The sequence below is a fragment of the Noviherbaspirillum sp. genome, from assembly GCF_036846085.1.
Taxonomy (GTDB): Bacteria; Pseudomonadota; Gammaproteobacteria; order Burkholderiales; family Burkholderiaceae_D; genus Noviherbaspirillum.
Genome location: NZ_DAIUCO010000099.1, coordinates 1 through 16,784, shown reverse-complemented (window position 1 = coordinate 16,784; position 16,784 = coordinate 1). Strand labels below are relative to the sequence as shown.

Sequence of the window (16,784 nt, the reverse complement as noted above, 5' to 3'; positions counted from 1 at the left end):
AAGCGTCTTGCCGATGATGCCGCGGATGTCGTATGCCTTGAAAATGGTGGGAGATGGATTGGACATGAATGTTCAGGATATCGATTGATTGAATGAATGTTCGATGTGCCGGTGGCTGGACATTATTTGCGCCTGCGAATGATCATCCAGCGCGGCGACTTGAAGCGCACGATGCGCACATATAACCAGACATAGCTGACGACAAATAGTGCGCAGAACGACATTAGCACCCAGCTATGTTCCCAGAACAGCGTCGCCGGGATCACCGCCATCAACGACAGCAGCCACAGGTAGGGCGAGGTCAATGCGTTGCGCCTGGTTAATGCCAGTGCGTCGCGGCCGACCGCCCACAATACCAGCCGGCGGAATATCAGGCTATGCAAGTGTATGCCATCCGGCATGCCCGGCGACTTGCCGCGTACGAACAGGCGACGATAGACCGAAAACAGGGTTTCGAATACCGGATAGATCAAGAGCAGCGCCGCATACCAGGTCGACACTTCCGGATTGCGCATCACCAGCAGCACAGATAGTTCGCCAAGCATGAAGCCAAGGAAATACGCGCCGCCATCGCCGAGGAAAATCAGTCCGACCGGATAGTTCCAGATCAGAAAGCCGGCGGTTGCTCCCGCCACCGTCAATGCCGCGATGAGGATGAAGACGTCATTCACCTGCAGCGCCACATAGCCCAGGGAGAACAGCATGCACAGGGTCACTACCGCCGCCAGGCCGTTGAAGCCGTCGATGATGTTGACCGCGTTGGCGATGCCGGCGACCGCCAGGATGGTCAGCGGCAACGCGATCCATGCGCTGGTCATGAACCATTGGGACGATACCCAATCCAGCCGGTCGATTTTTGCATCCAGCAGGAAGTAGCCGAGCCCTGCCGCCACCATGGTCAGCAGCAGGCGGCGGGATGGACTGACGCGCTGGGTGAAGTCCTCGACGATACCGCCGAGGAAGGCGACCGATGAGCAGGCCAGCAGGAGAAACATGCCCCTGCCGAGCGTCGGCTCGCGCCACATGGCAATCAGGCCGCCCACCACCACGGCGGCAAAAATACCGATTCCGCCGATGCGCGGCACGGCCAGCGTATGGACTTTCTGCACGCCGGAAAGATTGGAATCCAGTGCGGTGCCGTGCAGCTTCGCCTGCCGGATGACGAGCAGGGTGATGAGGGCGGCGGCAAGGAAACTAACGAAGAATGAAAACATGTGTATTTGACGATATGGGAAGACCAGGCGGCTATCGTCAATCTGGGAGGAGGACAGATATCGGTTGAAGGCCGGCAATCACCGAAAGCCGTAGTTTACGTTATTACAAGCTTGTAATAAAGAAAGGTTTAACGGCCGGCGCAATTCCTTATGCCACCATCGATGCCATCGGCACCTTTCCCAGCACGCGCCGGTAGAGTGCGGCATACGACTGCCCCATCTGGCGCGCGGTGAACAGTTCCTCGAAACGTGCCCGCGCCTGCCGTCCCATCCGTTCGGCCAGTGCCTTGTCGGTATCGAAGCGGCGCATGGCCTCGCGCAATGCTGGCGGGTCGTTGGGCGGCACGACCAGGCCGGTGACGCCATCGACGTTCACATAGCTGCTGCCGGTGCCGATCTCGGAGGAAATCAGCGGCTTGGCATACATGGCGCCCTCCAGCAAGGTGACCCCGAATGCTTCGGAACGCAGATGTGACGGGAACACCACCGCACGGCAAAGCTTCAGCAGGGCGACCTTGTCCTCATCGGATACGGCGCCGAGGAAGAGTACGTTCTTCAGTCCGAGTTGCGCGGCCTGTTGCTTGAGGTCGTTCTCCACCGGACCGGCGCCGACAATGATGACCTTGCTGCTGCTGTTGGCACAGGCGTCCAGCAGGATATGCAGGCCCTTGTAATAGCGCAGCATGCCGACGAACAGGAAGAACTCCTCGCCTGCCTGCTGGCGCCAGTACGCGAGGCGGTCGGGTTCGGCCACCGGATAGCTGCGCTCATCCAGTCCGATCGGGATGACCTCCGTCTTGTCGCGATAGTCCTGCAGCAGTTCGCTGCTTTGCAGATAATTCGGCGAGGTCGGCACGATCGCCTTGAGCTCGGAGAAAAACCGGCGCAACAGCGGCTGATACACCGGCATCAGGAGACGCTGCCGCACGACGTCGGAATGGTAGGTCAGCACAGCCGGTTTGGAGGTGCCGCCCATCAGGTGGAGCAGGTCGCCAAACGGCCAGGGATAGTGATAATGCAGGACATCGGCCTGGCTGACCGCCTGCCGGAAGCGCGACAGCGCGCTGTACGACATCGGGGTCGATGCGATGTCGAGATGCACCGGCACCCGCGTGATGTGCGTCGCGCCGTCATGCACCTCGGGCATCTCGGCCGCCTTCCTGCTCAGGGTGAACACATGGTTCTCGATGCCCATCTGGTTGGTGGCGGTGCTGAGCTGCCGGATCACCTGTTCCACGCCGCCGAAGGAGTCCGGGTAGTACGTCTTGGTGACGTGCAGTACCCGGAAAGGCCGCGGCATATCGTTAGCGTCCAAGAACCGCACGGTACACCTCCGCTGTTTTTTCGACGGTCTGTCGCCAGGTGAGCTCGGCCGCCCGTTCCTTGCCGGCCGCGATGCAGCGCTGCCGGAGCGCATCGTTCGTCGCGAGGTCCTGCATCGCCGTCCCGATGTCGGAGACCGACAGCGGATTCACCTCGAGCGCCGCGCCGAGCGACACTTCGGGCAGCGACGTGGTGTTCGACGTGACGACCGGCACGCCGGACGCAAAGGCTTCCACCACCGGGATGCCGAAGCCTTCATGCAGCGACGGGAATACAAACACGCCGGCGCCGGCATAGATCTGGCGCAACGCCGCTTCGCCCGATACGTAATTCAGCCAGACCACGTTCTCACCGGCCTCCTTCGCACCTTTCAGCCGGGCCAGCACATCGTCGCACCGCCAGCCGGCCCGGCCGACAATGACGAGCTGCCTTTCCTTTTTAATTTCCGCCGGGAGCTTGAGATAGGCATCCAGGATCCGCTCGACATTCTTGCGCGGCTGCAGCGTGCCGACGAAGAGAAAGTAACCGGGACGCAGGCCATGTTTTGCCATGGCCGTTTCGACCTGCTCCACCGGCAGAGGCTGCAGCCATTGCGACGCGACGCCGCAATGCACGACCGAGATCCGCTTTTCGTCCACGCCAAAGCATTCGACCAGTTCGGTGATCGAATAATGCGACAGCGCAATGACATGGTCCGCAAAGCCCGCCGTCTTGCGGAGGAAATGATTCTTCACCTTGCGCATGGTCCCGCCATACCACTCCGGGAATTTCATCGGGATCGCGTCATGCAGGGTCGCAACGACCGGGCAGCTCATGCGATTGATCCGGTAATCGGTGGCATGAAAGATATCGACCGGAAGCCGGGTGCGCCACAAGGGCATCGCGACATCCCGCAGTAGCGTGAATTTGTGCGCCGCAGGCAGCGGCCTGCCGACCGCAACGCGCTTGTTCGGCGACGCCACCGGATAGGACCAGGGCTGCACCTCGCAGCCGTGCCTGGGCAAGCCGTCGAGCAGCACGGACGTGTAAATACCGATCCCGTCCAGCCCGAGCTTGACGTATTCCGGTTCCAACAAGTTCGTCGATAGTCCGACTGAAATCTTGGTCATGCGTTGTACATCCAATCCAGCGTGCTTTCCAGCGGATACGTGGCAACCTGCCCGACCGCCCTTTGTAATTTTTCCGCCGACCCGACCAGCCGCTTGACTTCGTTGGCGCGGGTGAATGCGGGGTTGACCCTGACGTCGATCGTGTAACCGGCGATGGCCGACATCATGTCGAGCACCCCGCCCAGGGTATGGCCCCTGCCCGAACAGATATTGAACACCTCGCCCGCGGGGGCTTCCTCGATCAGGCGGCGGTAGGCATTGGCGACCATGCGCACATCGGAGAAGTCACGCTCGACATCCAGGTTGCCCAGTTCGATCACCGGTGCGCGCTGCACGAAATGCGACACGATCTTCGGGATCAGGAAATGCGGCTCCTGGCCGACGCCGGTGTAGTTGAACGGCCTCGTCAGCACGATGGGCATACGGTCGCTCCAGGTCCTGACCATGTGCTCCATCGCCAGCTTGCTCACCGCATAATGATTCACCGGCTGCGGCGGCTGCGCTTCGGTGATCTGATCAGCGCGCGCATTGCCGTAGATGTTCGCACTGCTGGCCACCAATACGCAGCGCGGCGACAGCCCGGCATCCGCGATCGCCTGCAGCAGGTTCAGCGTGCCGATCACATTGACGCGGTAGAACGCTTCCGCGTCGGCATGCTGCACGAAACTGATTGCGGCAAGGTGGACCAGGTAGTCCGGGCGCACCTTTTCCATCACCCGGCGGCAATTGTCCGGGGCGGTGATGTCGAGCGTCACCTCATGCGGGCCCGCCGCCGCGCCGACGATGGCGCCGACCACCGTGTAGCCGGCACGCTCCAGTTCTTCGCGTACATAGATGCCGGTAAAACCGCGTGCGCCGGTCAGCAGCACGCAGCCGCGTCCTGCGGGCACAGCTATGTCAGAAGGAGAAGCCAAGCGTATTTCTCCGGAGATCCGCCTGGACCATCATCTGGCACAACTGCTCCAGCGTCGTCGCCGGCGACCAGCCGAGCTTTTCCCTGGCCTTCGCCGGATTGCCGATCAGCAGGTCCACTTCGGCCGGACGATAAAACTTCGGATTCACCCGTACCAGCGTCTTGCCGCTCACCGCGTCCACGCCGGTCTCCTGCTCGCCGTGGCCGCGCCACTCGATCTGGAAATCGGCGGCCTTGAACGCCATGGTCACGAAGTCGCGTACCGTTTCCGTCCGGTTGGTTGCCAGGACATAGGTGTCCGGCTCGTCGGCCTGGAGCATCATCCACATGCCTTCGACATACTCCTTGGCAAAGCCCCAGTCGCGCTTGGCATCGATGTTGCCCAGTTCCAGCACATCCTGCTTGCCGAGGCGGATCTTGGCGACCGTATCGGTGATCTTGCGGGTGACGAACTCCCGGCCGCGCAGCGGCGACTCGTGGTTGAAGAGGATGCCGCTGCAGCCGAAGATGTTGTAGGACTCGCGGTAGTTGATGGTGATCCAGTGTGCATACAGTTTCGCCACACCGTACGGGCTGCGGGGATAGAACGGCGTGCTTTCGATCTGGGGAATGGCCTGCACCTTGCCGAACATTTCCGATGTGGATGCCTGGTAGAAACGGATCGCCGGATTGACGATGCGGATGGCCTCCAGCAGGTTCAGCGGCCCGATCCCGGTGATTTCCGCCGTGGTGGCCGGCTGGTCGAACGACACGCCGACGAAGCTTTGCGCCGCGAGATTGTAAACTTCGGTCGCGCCGGAAGTCTGCAGCAGGCGAATGCTGGCGCTGAGATCGGTCAGATCGTATTCCACCAGGTTCAGGTTCGGGTGCTTGTCGATTCCCAGCTCCTCGATGCGCCAGAAATTGACCGAGCTGGTGCGGCGGTATGTGCCATACACCTTGTAACCCTTTTGCAGCAGCAGTTCGGCAAGATAGGCGCCATCCTGGCCTGTGATGCCGGTAATAATCGCGGTTGATGGTTTAGTCATTTGAAATGCGGATTGGAGTTAATGAAGATGCATGCGCTGAACTACGGAAATCTGGCAGGCCGTGCGCCGCCAAGGTGGTGAATAGGCGCCCCGCTCAAAGCTCGTCGACCATTTCGCCGACACGCTTGCGGAACAGGCGCATGCCGATCACGCACAGCGCGATCGACACCAGCAGCGGAATCAGCAGGGTGTCCCATTGCGGCCATTTTGCGTGCACGAGCACATCCTGGTAAGCCACGATCAGCGGCACCATGGGATTGAAGCTGATGTAGTGTTGCGCCCATTCAGGCAGGATCGCGAGCGGGTAGACGACCGGCGTGAACCAGAACCAGAATTGAAGCAGCACCGCAAAAAATTGGCCTACGTCACGAAAAAATACGTTCAGCACGCCGACGATCATGCCGAGTCCGACCGCGAACGCAATCTGGATCAGAAGCACGGGCAGGATGGCGGCAATGGTAATGCCAGGGAAGGACCCGGACAACACCAGGAAACCAAGGAACAAGCCGAAAATGATGACGAAGTTCACTCCCGCGTTCAGCACGACGATGACCGGCAGGCAGATGCGCGGAAAACTGATTTTCTTGATGAGGTTGGCATGTTCAATGAAGACGTTCTGCGCCCGCCCGGTGATTTCCGAAAACAATCCCCAGGTGAGCACGCCCGCGCAAAGGTAGATGCTGTACGCAAAACCGTTGTTCACCCCGGGCAGCTTGGCCTGCATCACCTGCGAAAAAATCACGGTGTAGACGACAATCATCGCCAGCGGGTTAAGCACCGTCCACGCCGCACCCAACAGGGAGTTGCGGTAGCGTGACTGGAATTCCCGTTTGACGCTGCCCGATATGAAGCCGCGATAGCTCCATATCGAGCGCAGCATGCCAACCGCCATTATTGCGCCCTGCCGTAAATATCCTCGAAGCGGATGATGTCGTCCTCGCCCAGGTATGGGCCGCATTGCACTTCGATCAGTGCCAGCTCCGTGGTGCCGCGATTGCTCAGGCGGTGCTTGTTGCCGGCAGGAATATAGGTGGACTGATTCGCTTCCAGCGTGATGACTTGGTCGCCGTTGACGACTTCAGCCAGGCCGGACACCACGATCCAGTGCTCGCTGCGATGCTGATGCATCTGCAGGGAGAGGGACGCGCCCGGCTTGACGACGATGCGCTTGATCTTGAAGCCGGGACCCTCTTCCAGCACGGTGTAAGTGCCCCATGGGCGGTTGGCCGTGCGGTGTATCTTGTGCGCGTCATGCCCCCTTGCCTTGAGCTGGCTGACCACCTGCCGCACTTCCTGGCTCTTCGATTTGTCCGCCACCAGCAAGGCGTCCGGGGTATCGATCACGATCAGGTTGTCCAGCCCGATGATGGCCACCAGCCGGTCCTTGGATTCGATGTGGGTGTTGCGGCTGTCGATGACGATGGTCTGGCCGCTGCTATGGGTATTGCCCTCGGCGTCGGCGGGAATGGCATCGGCCACTGCGCTCCATGCGCCGATGTCGCTCCAGTCGAAATCGCCGGGAATGACTGCAATGTTCTTTGCCTTCTCCATGACCGCATAGTCGATGGAAATGTTTTCCAGCTCGCCGAAAGCCTGGGGCAATTCCATCTTGTCGGCTTCCAGGCGGGTGTTTTCCCAGATCTTCTGCGCCGCTTCGAGCAATGCCGGATTGTAGGTGGCGAATGCGTCGAGGATGGCGCTGGCCTTGAAGCAGAACATGCCGCTGTTCCAGACATAATTACCCTGCGCGAGATACTTCGCCGCAGTGACCGCATCCGGCTTCTCGACGAAACGCTGCACGAGGTTCGCATGCTGGCTGACCTTGTTACCCATTTCGATGTAGCCGAATCCGGTCTCGGGACCGGTCGGCTTGACGCCGAACAGCACCAGGAATCCGTCTTTCGCCAGCGCCTCCGCATGCTGCACCGAGGTATAGAACGACGGCGTGTCCTTGATCAGGTGATCGGCCGGCATCACCAGCAAACAGGCATCGTTCTTCTGCTGTATCGCCCACAGCGCGGCCAGTGCGATGGCCGGTGCGGTATTGCGCCCGGTAGGTTCGAGAAGATACTGCGGCTTGACGTCCTGGTCGGCCAGCTCGTCATGCGAGAGGAAATAGTAGTCCCGGTTGGTGACGATCAGCGGCACGGTATTGCCGGACACCGCCATCGCGCGCTCGTGTGTCTGTGTCAGCAGGCTCTTGCCGCCGCCGATGCGCATGAATGGTTTCGGATGCGCTTCACGCGATACCGGCCACAGCCGTGTACCGGCGCCGCCGGAGAGAATGACAGGAATTAACATAATAATCTCGCAGTTCTAATACCAGTGAGGCTTGGGACGGCATCGAATGAATGCCGTCCGGCGCTGTTGTGCATCATGACCGGGTAGGTCCCGATGCACGCTATCGCGGGCCATTTGCATGCGTTGGCGGTTCGGCGGAAATGCGCGCCGGGCCGCTTGTCGCACCTGTTTTGTGTCTCCCACCTTGCTGCCCCGATGACTTCGATTGCGTAGGAACCAGGCGGCAGAAGTGGCACCAAAATAGTCTGGGCAATACTGAGACAGCCGATTTGACCTTGCGCAGGAACATCGATAGCGCCGCACGGCGCCCTATCAACTTGCTGCTTTAAATCAATCTTTGCCTCAAGGAATTGCCGAAAGCAAAGTACCGGGATCCTTCAGCGCGCTTTTAATGCGCCAATCCAGCCTGCTGACGCGTAGTGAGTCAGCAAATCGCCCTCACTGGCTTCGCGGCCGCTATATTCGTTTTACAATCGCCCCGGCCGCAAAAAATCGATAGCCCGCCATTTTACGTGACCGGATTGGTAAAAACACATTTTACGAAGCGGATTACACCATTAATGCCGGTAAAAATTCGTAATGGTTTGTGAATAACCTTCACATATTTGTATTTTTAGAGACCGGGTTTTATTCAACTTAGCGCCTTATTACAAAAAATACAACATTTCTTTTTTTTATTCATGACAATTTATGCAATCGGCGACCTGCAAGGCTGTCACGCGAAGCTGGTCGAACTGCTGGAGCGGATCCAGTACCATCGTGACGCCGACGGCCCGGAACCGGAACTGATCTTCGTCGGTGACCTGGTGAACAGGGGGCCGGGTTCGCTGGCGACGTTGCGGCTGCTGCGCTCGCTGGGCGACCGTGCCCGGGTAGTTCTCGGCAACCACGACCTGCACCTGCTTGCCGTTGCCAACGGCATCCGAAAGCCGCATAGCAGCGATACGCTGGATGAGATTCTCGCGGCTCCCGACCGTGACGACCTGCTCGACTGGCTGCGCAGGCAGCCGCTGGCCATCCTCGAAGACAACCATTTACTGATCCATGCCGGTGTGCTGCCGCAATGGACCGCGCAGCAAACGCTCTCGCTGGCGCGGGAAGTGGAGGCGGCATTGAGCGGACCGGACTGGACCGGCTTCCTGAGCCGGATGTACGGCAACATGCCGGCAAGGTGGGATGATGCGCTGGAAGGCGCCGACCGGCTGCGCTGCATCGTCAATGCGCTGACCCGGCTGCGGTTCTGCACGCCGGACGGCACCATGGCCCTGGCGGCGACGAAAGGGGTGGAAACCGCCCTGCCCGGTCATATGCCATGGTTTGACGTGCCGGGACGGCGTACCGAGGACATCACGGTGGTATTCGGGCATTGGTCGACGCTCGGGCTGACCATCCGCCCGAACCTGCTCGGCCTCGATACCGGCTGCCTGTGGGGCGGCAAGCTGAGCGCCATCCGCCTGCAGGACCGCTCGGTGATCCAGGTTGATTGCCCGCAGTATCAGCGCCCGGGCGAAATCTGAGCTTCCTCGAGGGTCGACACCGGCTGTGCGCCGCCGATGCGCAGCGCGACGGTAATCGACTTGTGCGCCGCGCCTGCCAGCTCTCGCCGGTGCATTCCCGGTGCGACCTGCATCGGCGGTAGTAGCAGTAGTTGCGCGTGGATGCGTCCCGCCTTCAGGATCGCGAGGATGCTCTGGACGAAAGTCATGTCCCCGACGAAGTCCGCCGCCGGATGGTAGTTGCCGGAGTCGTCGAGGTACCGTACCGCGCAGGGCTGTATCGGGACTTGCGCTTCGACGGCGGCTTCGAACAGGTTGGCATGGAATGGCAGCGGGCTTCCCTGCGCGGCGGTCGTCCCCTCCGGAAAGAACGCCACATGCTCGCCCGCCTGCAGGCTTGCGACCAGTCCTTCGTATATCTTCCGGACGTCCCGCACCCTTCCACGGGCGATGAACACCGTCCCGGCCTTGTCGCACAGCCAGCCCACCAAGGGCCAACCGCGAATATCGGACTTCGCGACAAAACGGCATGGCAATACGGAATCAATGACGAAGATATCCAGCCACGACACATGGTTGGAGACGAAGAGCGAACGACGCACCACGCTCGCTTCGAGCGTGCCGATCACCTCGACACGAACGCCGCAGATCGCCAGCAGTTTGCCCGCCCATCGGCGGATGCGGTCCTGCCTTCCGGCCGCATCCAGGCGCGGAAATATGAATGCGCACGTCGCCATGCCGGCGAACAGGTGCACGATGATGCGCAGCAGCCGGTAGGCGATCATGGAGCGCGCTTATCGCTCAACAGAGCGTTCGAACGCAATGTGGCCGCCGACGATGGTAGTGCTTACCCGGCCGGGCAGCTCATAGCCGAGAAAAGGCGTGTGCTTGCCCTGGCTGGCCAGAATGCCTGGAGCAACCGTCCAGCGGGCGTTTGCATCGAAAATGCATACGTCCGCCGCGCTGCCGACCGTCAGGCGACCTGCTGGCAGACCGACGACGCGGGCCGCGTCGGACGTGATCTTGCCGACGGCGCCCGCCAGTCCCGACGAAGCATGTTCACTTTCGATAGCCCACTTGAGAGTGAGCGACAACAGCAGTTCAAGCCCGGTGGCGCCGGGCGATGCTTCGCCGAACGGCAGAAGCTTTTCGTCGTCGTCGACCGGGGTATGGTCGGAACAGATGACGTCGACCGTCCCGTCCGATAACCCCTGCCGGATCGCGTCCCGGTCACGCTGGGCCCGGAATGGCGGCGTCATCCGCGAATTCGAGTCGAAGTAACCGATGTCGGCATCGATCAGGTGGATATGGTGGGCGCCGACGTCGCAGGTGACAGGCAAGCCTTCCTTTTTCGCGGCGCGCACCAGTTCCAGTCCCGCTGCGGACGACATCCGGCATAGATGGACCCGTACGCCGGTGGCACGCATCAACTCGAAAATCGTGTGCAGCGCGATTGTTTCGGCCATGACCGGCACGCCGGACAACCCCAGCCGGGAGGCCACCGGGCCGCTATGGGCGATGCCGCCGCGGCCGAGGTAGGCATCCTGCGGACGCAGCCATACCGTATAGCCGAAGGTCTTCGCATATTGCATCGCGCGCATCAGCACCCGGGTGTCCAGGATCGGCAGGTCAGCCTGGGAAAAGCCGATGCAGCCGGCCTCGGTCAGCTCGGCCATCTCGGTCAGCGCCTCGCCCTTAAGGCCGACGGTCAGCGCGCCCAGCGGATACACATGCGCCAGGTTCAGCCCCTTGGCACGGTGCTTGAGCATCTCCACCAGGCCAGGCTCGTCCAGCACCGGATCGGTATCGGGCGGACAGACGAGGCTGGTCACCCCGCCCTGGATGGCGGCCTGCATTTCCGATTCCAGCGTCGCCTTGTATTCATAACCCGGCTCGCGCAGGCGGGCGCTTACGTCGACCAGTCCCGGTATCACGGTCAGGCCGCTGGCGTCGATCACCCGCTCGGCGGCAAAACCGGCGGGCGCCTGGCCAACACCGGCCACCTTGCCGTCGGCAATAAACAAATCCTGTTGCGCATCCGCGCCGCTGGCCGGATCGATCAGATGGCCATGCTTGATGTGAATCTTCATCGTATTAATTTCCCGCCAAAATACTCATGACCGCCATGCGCACCGCGATGCCGAATGTGACCTGCGGCAGGATGACTGCCTGCGATCCGTCGGCGACCGCCGAATCAATTTCGACGCCCCGGTTCATCGGCCCGGGATGCATGACGATCGCATCGGGCTTGGCGAGCGCCAGCCGTTCCGGCGTCAGGCCGTAGCTCTTGAAAAATTCCTGTGCGGAGGGCAGCAGCGCGCCGGTCATGCGCTCGTTCTGGAGACGCAGCATGATGATGACGTCGACGCCCTTAAGCCCTTCGTTGATGTCGGTAAAGACACGCACACCGAGTTGCTCGAGCCCGCCCGGCAACAGGGTGCGCGGACCGATCGCCCGCACCTCCGGCACGCCAAGCGTCGTCAATGCATGAATGTCGGAACGCGCGACGCGGCTGTGCAGGATGTCGCCGACGATCGCCACCGTCAGGCCGGTGAAGTCCTTCTTGTAGTGACGGATGGTGTACATGTCGAGCAGCCCCTGCGTCGGGTGCGCATGTCGCCCGTCGCCGGCATTCACCACATGCACATGCGGCTGGTTGGTATCGGTCAGGTGCTTGGCGATCAGGTAAGGCGCGCCGGACTGTGCATGACGCACCACGAACATGTCGGCATGCATCGCGGCAAGGTTGTCGATGGTGTCGAGCAGCGATTCGCCCTTGCTGGCGCTGGAGGCGGAAATATTCAGGTTGATGACGTCTGCGGACAACCGCTTGGAGGCGATCTCGAACGTGGTGCGGGTACGGGTAGAGTTCTCGAAGAAGAGATTGAAGACGCTCTTGCCTCGCATCAGCGGCACTTTTTTCACGTCGCGGTCGCTGATGCCGACGAAGGAAGATGCGGTATCGAGAATGTGGTTGATGACAGCCTTCGGCAGGCCTTCGATGGTGAGCAGATGCGTCAGCTCGCCGTTTTTGTTCAGTTGCGGATTAAGCATGGTCCACCGTAAACGAGAATCGGCCGTCGTCGGCGCGTTGCAGCACCAGCTGCCGGTCATTCGGAAGCGACACGGTCTCGGCGACGAAATCGGCGGCGATCGGCAATTCCCGGCCGCCGCGATCCACCAGGGCCGCCAGCATGATCCGGGCCGGCCGGCCGTAGTCGAACAGTTCATTGATGGCGGCACGGGTCGTCCGTCCGGTGTACAGCACGTCGTCGACCAGCAGGATGGTTGCACCGTCCACCGCGAAAGGAATCTGGCTCGGCTTCACATCGGCGTGCAATCCCCTTTCCGCATAGTCGTCGCGGTAAAAAGACACATCGATGAATCCGAGGCGCTCACCGAGCTGAAGCTCGGAAGCAAGCCTTTCCGCCAGCCAGGCGCCGCCGGAATGGATGCCGACGATGGCGACATTGTCCGCATCCGCCAGACCGGATTTGATACTGTGCGCAAGCGCCGTGTACAGCGCTTCCGCATCAAGGTTAAGGTTGGGCATGGTCATTGAAATATTGTTGCAGAATAATTGCGGCGGCTTCCGCATCGATCAGGTCGCCGCGCCGCTGGGATACCACCGCCGATGAATAGCGCTCGTCGACCAGCGTCGTCTCGACGCCAAAACGTCCGTGCAGCTGGTTGGCGAACCGCCGGCAGCGTACCGTCATTTCATGCTCTGTTCCGTCCGGATGGCTCGGCAACCCGACTACGCAGAGGCCGGGTTGCCATTCCTTGATCAACACCTCGATCGCCGCGAACTTACCGTCATTGGTGGCGGCCGAAATAATCGTCAGCGGCTGCGCCTGCCTGATCAATGTATTGCCGATCGCCACGCCAATGCGCTTCAGGCCGAAGTCGAAGCCGAGTATCGTCTGCATCGAAGGCCCGGTCAGGCATGCCCGGCTTCGCCGGCCAGCATCATCGGGTCGATCCCCAGCAGTTTCATGGCGGCGACGAAGCGCTGTTCGACCGGCAAATCAAAAATGATGGAAGGATCGGCGCGCACCGTCAGCCAGCCGTTGTTCGTGATTTCCTGTTCGAGCTGGCCAGCGCTCCAGCTGGAACACCCGAGAGTGACCAGCAGGCGTTCCGGCCCCCTGCCCTTCGCCACGGCTTCGAGGATGTCCCTGGAATTGGTCAGTGCTACCTGGCTCGATACTTCCAGGGTGGAGGAAAAGTCGCCGGGTATGGCATGGAGCACGAATCCGCGCTCGGCCTGTACCGGCCCGCCGAACATGACCCGCTTGCTGCCGATCGCCGTCCAGTCGGCGCCCGCCTCGGGTTCGAGGTCGATGCGCTCCAGTAACTCGTCCAGCATGATGTCGGTTGGTTTATTGACAATCATGCCCAGGGCGCCATCCGTGTTGTGCTCGCACAGGTAGACGACCGTGCCGCCAAACATCGGGTCGAGCATGGAGGGCATGGCGATCAAAAAATGATCCGAAAGGTTTAGGTTATGATCTGCCACGGTTTCGGAATGTGGAATTGGGTTGGTTGCCGGATCGGCCAGGCCGGCGGTGTCCGCGGAATCGGCCGATTTCTGCGGGTCTGGCGTTTGCACGCCATCACCTGGTTTCACGATAATGGCGATTTTATCATTGACGGCTGCTATCGGCCCTGCCGCTTCACCCCTTGGACTTCCGCATGCCCACATTCAACAAATCCCTTGTCTGGTTCAGGCGCGATCTGCGCGTTTTCGATCATGCCGCGCTGTTTCATGCACTCAAGCAAAGCGAGCAGGTGTTTTGCGTTTTCATCTTCGATCGCGCCATCCTCGATAATCTGCCCCGGCAGGACCGCCGCGTCGAATTCATTCTTCAAAGCGTGATCGAACTGGATGAGGCATTGCGCCGCAAGGGAGGCCGGCTGATCGTCCGGCACGCCGATGCGCTGACGGCGATCCCGGCACTGGCCGAGCAACTCGGCGTCGATGCGGTGTTCGTCAACCGCGACTATGAACCGCATGCCGTTTCCCGCGATGCGATGGTCGCGGAGGAATTACAAGCAGCCGGGCGGACGCTGATGGCGTTCAAGGATCAGGTCATTTTCGAGACCGATGAAGTGCTGTCGCTGGCCGGTAAGCCATTCTCGGTGTTCACACCCTACAAGAATGCCTGGCTGAAGAGATTGCACCTCGCGGGCGACGATTTTTTCCTGAAAGCCTACCCGGTCGAATCCTATTGCACCCGCTTGGCCGAACCGCCGCCAAACCTCCGCGGCGACATGCCCGCGCTTGCCGACATGGGCTTCGAAAAAACCAACCTCGGTACGCTCGGCATGCCAACCGGCATGTCGGGAGCGGAGATCTTGCTGCAGGACTTTGCATCGCGTGTCGACAAATATCACCTGTCGCGCGACTTTCCCGCCGTGAAGGGTCCGTCCTATTTGTCGGTACATTTGCGGTTCGGCACCATATCAATACGGGGGCTGGCACGCAAGGCGGTCGATGCGATGCGCCTGCAAGGCTGCAGCGGTTCCACGACCTGGCTTTCGGAACTGATCTGGCGTGACTTCTATTTCATGATCCTGCATTTCCATCCGCATGTGGCCGAGCGCTGCTTCAAGCCGGAATACGATGCGATCCGCTGGGAGTCGGGCGAACAGGCGCAGACCCTGTTCAATGCCTGGTGCTGCGGTGCGACCGGCTATCCGCTGGTCGATGCGGCGATGGCGCAGCTCAACCAGACCGGTTACATGCACAACCGCCTGCGCATGGTGACCGCATCGTTCCTGATCAAGGATCTCGGCATCGACTGGCGTTCGGGCGAAGGCTATTTCGCTGAGCAGCTGAATGACTTCGATCTGTCCGCCAACAACGGCGGATGGCAATGGGCGGCATCCAGCGGCTGCGACGCGCAGCCTTATTTCCGCATCTTCAACCCGATCACCCAATCGGAAAAGTTTGATGCCGAAGGTAAATTCATCCGGCGCTATCTGCCGCAATTGTCCGCACTGCCTGGCAAGTACGTGCATGCGCCGTGGCTGGCGCCGGCTGCCGTGCTGCAGAAAGCGGGTCTTGTACTCGGTCGCGATTATCCCCTTCCGGTGATCCAGCATGACGTCGCCCGCCAGGCGACATTGACCCGTTATGCGGTCGTCAAGAAGGCGTCCGTTACGGCAGTCGACGAATAACCCAATCTCGTTGGCTTGGGCGCGCCTTTCGCGTCGCCACTGCCAACGACCTTGCCTTTCCAGTCCGCCTATAAAAAAAGCCCGCAACCAGTGCGGGCTTTTGAGTACTGCGACCGCTTTTAGGCAGCCGGCACGACCTTGCCGATATAACCAGCGATCAGGCGCAGCAGTTCTTCTTCCTGATACGGTTTGCCGAGATACTCGTTGACGCCGAGTTCCATCGCGTAATTACGGTGCTTGGCCGCAGTACGGGATGTGATCATCACGATCGGAATGTGACGGGTACGCTCGTCGCCGCGAACGTTGCGGGTCAGGTCAAAGCCATCCATGCGCGGCATTTCGATATCCACCAGCATGACGTCCGGCGTTACCGACTGCAGGTGCTCGAGCGCATCCACGCCGTCCTTGGCAAGCACGACCTGATATCCCTCGCGAGCCAGCAGACGTTGCGTCACACGTCGCACCGTGAGGGAGTCGTCGACCACCATCACGATATTTTGCGTACGCAATCCCTGCACCGGCTCCGCTCCCGGCACGAGCGGCTGCGAGCCGCCCATCTCCGCAACCGCGCCCATCGATTCCGGTGCGTCGGAAGGGATGATTCGCGGTGCGCGGAGATTCGCCTGGACTGCACGCTGTGCCAGCGGCACCGGATTCAGGATCAGCACGATATCTCCCGAACCGAGAACCGTCGCTCCGGCAATGCCGATCATCCTCGCGAGCTGCGGACCGATGTTCTTGACCACCACCTCGCGGTTGCCGACGATCTCGTCCACGTGCAGGGCAACACGGTCGTTACCGCTCTTCAGGATCAGCAACGGGGAATACTGCTGGGTTACCGGCGTGGCCGCCGCATCGCCCAGCAGCCCCGGGAGGAAATAGAGCGGCACACGCTGCCCCTGCCACATCACCGCGCCGTCATTGTAGGCGGCAGCAAGCGGATTGGTCTTGAGCTGTTGAACCTGCTCCACCAGCACCGAAGGCACGGCGTAGGTTTTGCCACCGCTCGACAGCAGCACAACCTGCGTGACCGCCAGCGTGAGCGGCAGGTGAATGGTGAAGACCGCGCCCTTGCCGGATTCGGACATGGTCGATACGCGGCCGCCGAGCGCCGTCGCCTCGGAACGCACCACGTCCATGCCGATGCCGCGGCCGGCCAGTTCGGTGATCTGGTCGGCGGTGGAAAAGCCCGGATGGAAAATCAGGTCCTTCACTTC

16 protein-coding genes are annotated in these 16,784 nt (G+C 61.0%); 2 read left to right on the top strand and 14 right to left on the bottom strand.

The genetic code is table 11. The features are described from left to right. Nucleotides 1-122: 122 nt before the first annotated feature. From V7080_RS13055 to V7080_RS13025, 7 genes are all read right to left on the bottom strand, one after another. The gene (locus V7080_RS13055) at nucleotides 123-1,214 is read right to left on the bottom strand and encodes an MraY family glycosyltransferase (RefSeq protein WP_334188825.1); all 1,092 of its coding nucleotides are present in this window, start codon (nucleotides 1,212-1,214) and stop codon (nucleotides 123-125) included. A gap of 148 nt (nucleotides 1,215-1,362) precedes the next feature. After that, nucleotides 1,363-2,538 (bottom strand): glycosyltransferase family 4 protein, encoded by a 1,176-nt coding sequence (locus V7080_RS13050; RefSeq protein WP_334188824.1) that lies wholly within the window; start codon nucleotides 2,536-2,538, stop codon nucleotides 1,363-1,365. Continuing rightward, a complete protein-coding gene (locus V7080_RS13045; RefSeq protein WP_334188823.1) occupies nucleotides 2,519-3,646 on the bottom strand; it encodes a glycosyltransferase family 4 protein in 1,128 nt (375 codons plus the stop codon). The genes V7080_RS13050 and V7080_RS13045 overlap by 20 nt, the downstream gene beginning before the upstream one ends. Beyond that, entirely contained in the window at nucleotides 3,643-4,566 is a 924-nt protein-coding gene (locus tag V7080_RS13040) for a GDP-mannose 4,6-dehydratase (protein WP_442947228.1), read from the bottom strand. The genes V7080_RS13045 and V7080_RS13040 overlap by 4 nt, the downstream gene beginning before the upstream one ends. Further along, a complete protein-coding gene (gene gmd, locus V7080_RS13035) occupies nucleotides 4,544-5,587 on the bottom strand; it encodes a GDP-mannose 4,6-dehydratase (RefSeq protein ID WP_334188821.1) in 1,044 nt (347 codons plus the stop codon). The genes V7080_RS13040 and gmd overlap by 23 nt, the downstream gene beginning before the upstream one ends. Before the next feature lie 94 nt (nucleotides 5,588-5,681). Beyond that, the gene (locus V7080_RS13030) at nucleotides 5,682-6,467 is read right to left on the bottom strand and encodes an ABC transporter permease (RefSeq protein WP_334188820.1); all 786 of its coding nucleotides are present in this window, start codon (nucleotides 6,465-6,467) and stop codon (nucleotides 5,682-5,684) included. Nucleotides 6,468-6,478: 11 nt separating this feature from the next. After that, nucleotides 6,479-7,888, bottom strand: a complete 1,410-nt coding sequence (locus V7080_RS13025; protein WP_334188819.1) for a mannose-1-phosphate guanylyltransferase/mannose-6-phosphate isomerase — start codon at nucleotides 7,886-7,888, stop codon at nucleotides 6,479-6,481. A gap of 680 nt (nucleotides 7,889-8,568) precedes the next feature. Between V7080_RS13025 and V7080_RS13020 the strand changes: the two genes are divergently transcribed. After that, nucleotides 8,569-9,405 (top strand): symmetrical bis(5'-nucleosyl)-tetraphosphatase, encoded by an 837-nt coding sequence (locus tag V7080_RS13020; RefSeq protein ID WP_334188818.1) that lies wholly within the window; start codon nucleotides 8,569-8,571, stop codon nucleotides 9,403-9,405. On the opposite strand, the gene V7080_RS13015 is transcribed toward V7080_RS13020, so the two are convergent. From V7080_RS13015 to V7080_RS12990, 6 genes are read right to left on the bottom strand one after another with little or no spacing between them, the layout of a single operon-like run. After that, nucleotides 9,384-10,169: a lysophospholipid acyltransferase family protein gene (locus V7080_RS13015; protein ID WP_334188817.1), complete on the bottom strand. Its 786-nt coding sequence runs from the start codon at nucleotides 10,167-10,169 to the stop codon at nucleotides 9,384-9,386. The genes V7080_RS13020 and V7080_RS13015 overlap by 22 nt on opposite strands. Nucleotides 10,170-10,178: 9 nt before the next feature. Continuing rightward, entirely contained in the window at nucleotides 10,179-11,474 is a 1,296-nt protein-coding gene (locus V7080_RS13010) for a dihydroorotase (protein ID WP_334188816.1), read from the bottom strand. Nucleotides 11,475-11,478: 4 nt separating this feature from the next. Continuing rightward, nucleotides 11,479-12,438, bottom strand: coding sequence for an aspartate carbamoyltransferase catalytic subunit (locus tag V7080_RS13005; protein WP_334188815.1), 960 nt, complete (start codon nucleotides 12,436-12,438; stop codon nucleotides 11,479-11,481). Then, nucleotides 12,431-12,937, bottom strand: a complete 507-nt coding sequence (pyrR, locus tag V7080_RS13000; protein WP_442947227.1) for a bifunctional pyr operon transcriptional regulator/uracil phosphoribosyltransferase PyrR — start codon at nucleotides 12,935-12,937, stop codon at nucleotides 12,431-12,433. The genes V7080_RS13005 and pyrR overlap by 8 nt, the downstream gene beginning before the upstream one ends. Then, complete coding sequence (ruvX, locus tag V7080_RS12995; protein WP_334188813.1) at nucleotides 12,924-13,313, bottom strand: Holliday junction resolvase RuvX; 390 nt, start codon at nucleotides 13,311-13,313, stop codon at nucleotides 12,924-12,926. The genes pyrR and ruvX overlap by 14 nt, the downstream gene beginning before the upstream one ends. Nucleotides 13,314-13,324: 11 nt before the next feature. Then, nucleotides 13,325-13,945, bottom strand: coding sequence for a YqgE/AlgH family protein (locus tag V7080_RS12990; protein ID WP_334188826.1), 621 nt, complete (start codon nucleotides 13,943-13,945; stop codon nucleotides 13,325-13,327). 134 nt (nucleotides 13,946-14,079) lie between these two features. On the opposite strand from V7080_RS12990, the gene V7080_RS12985 reads away from it, so the two are divergent. Further along, nucleotides 14,080-15,567, top strand: coding sequence for a cryptochrome/photolyase family protein (locus tag V7080_RS12985; protein ID WP_334188812.1), 1,488 nt, complete (start codon nucleotides 14,080-14,082; stop codon nucleotides 15,565-15,567). 119 nt (nucleotides 15,568-15,686) lie between these two features. On the opposite strand, the gene V7080_RS12980 is transcribed toward V7080_RS12985, so the two are convergent. Next, nucleotides 15,687-16,784: ATP-binding response regulator (locus V7080_RS12980; RefSeq protein WP_334188811.1), on the bottom strand; the 1,098-nt coding region annotated here is incomplete at its 5' end.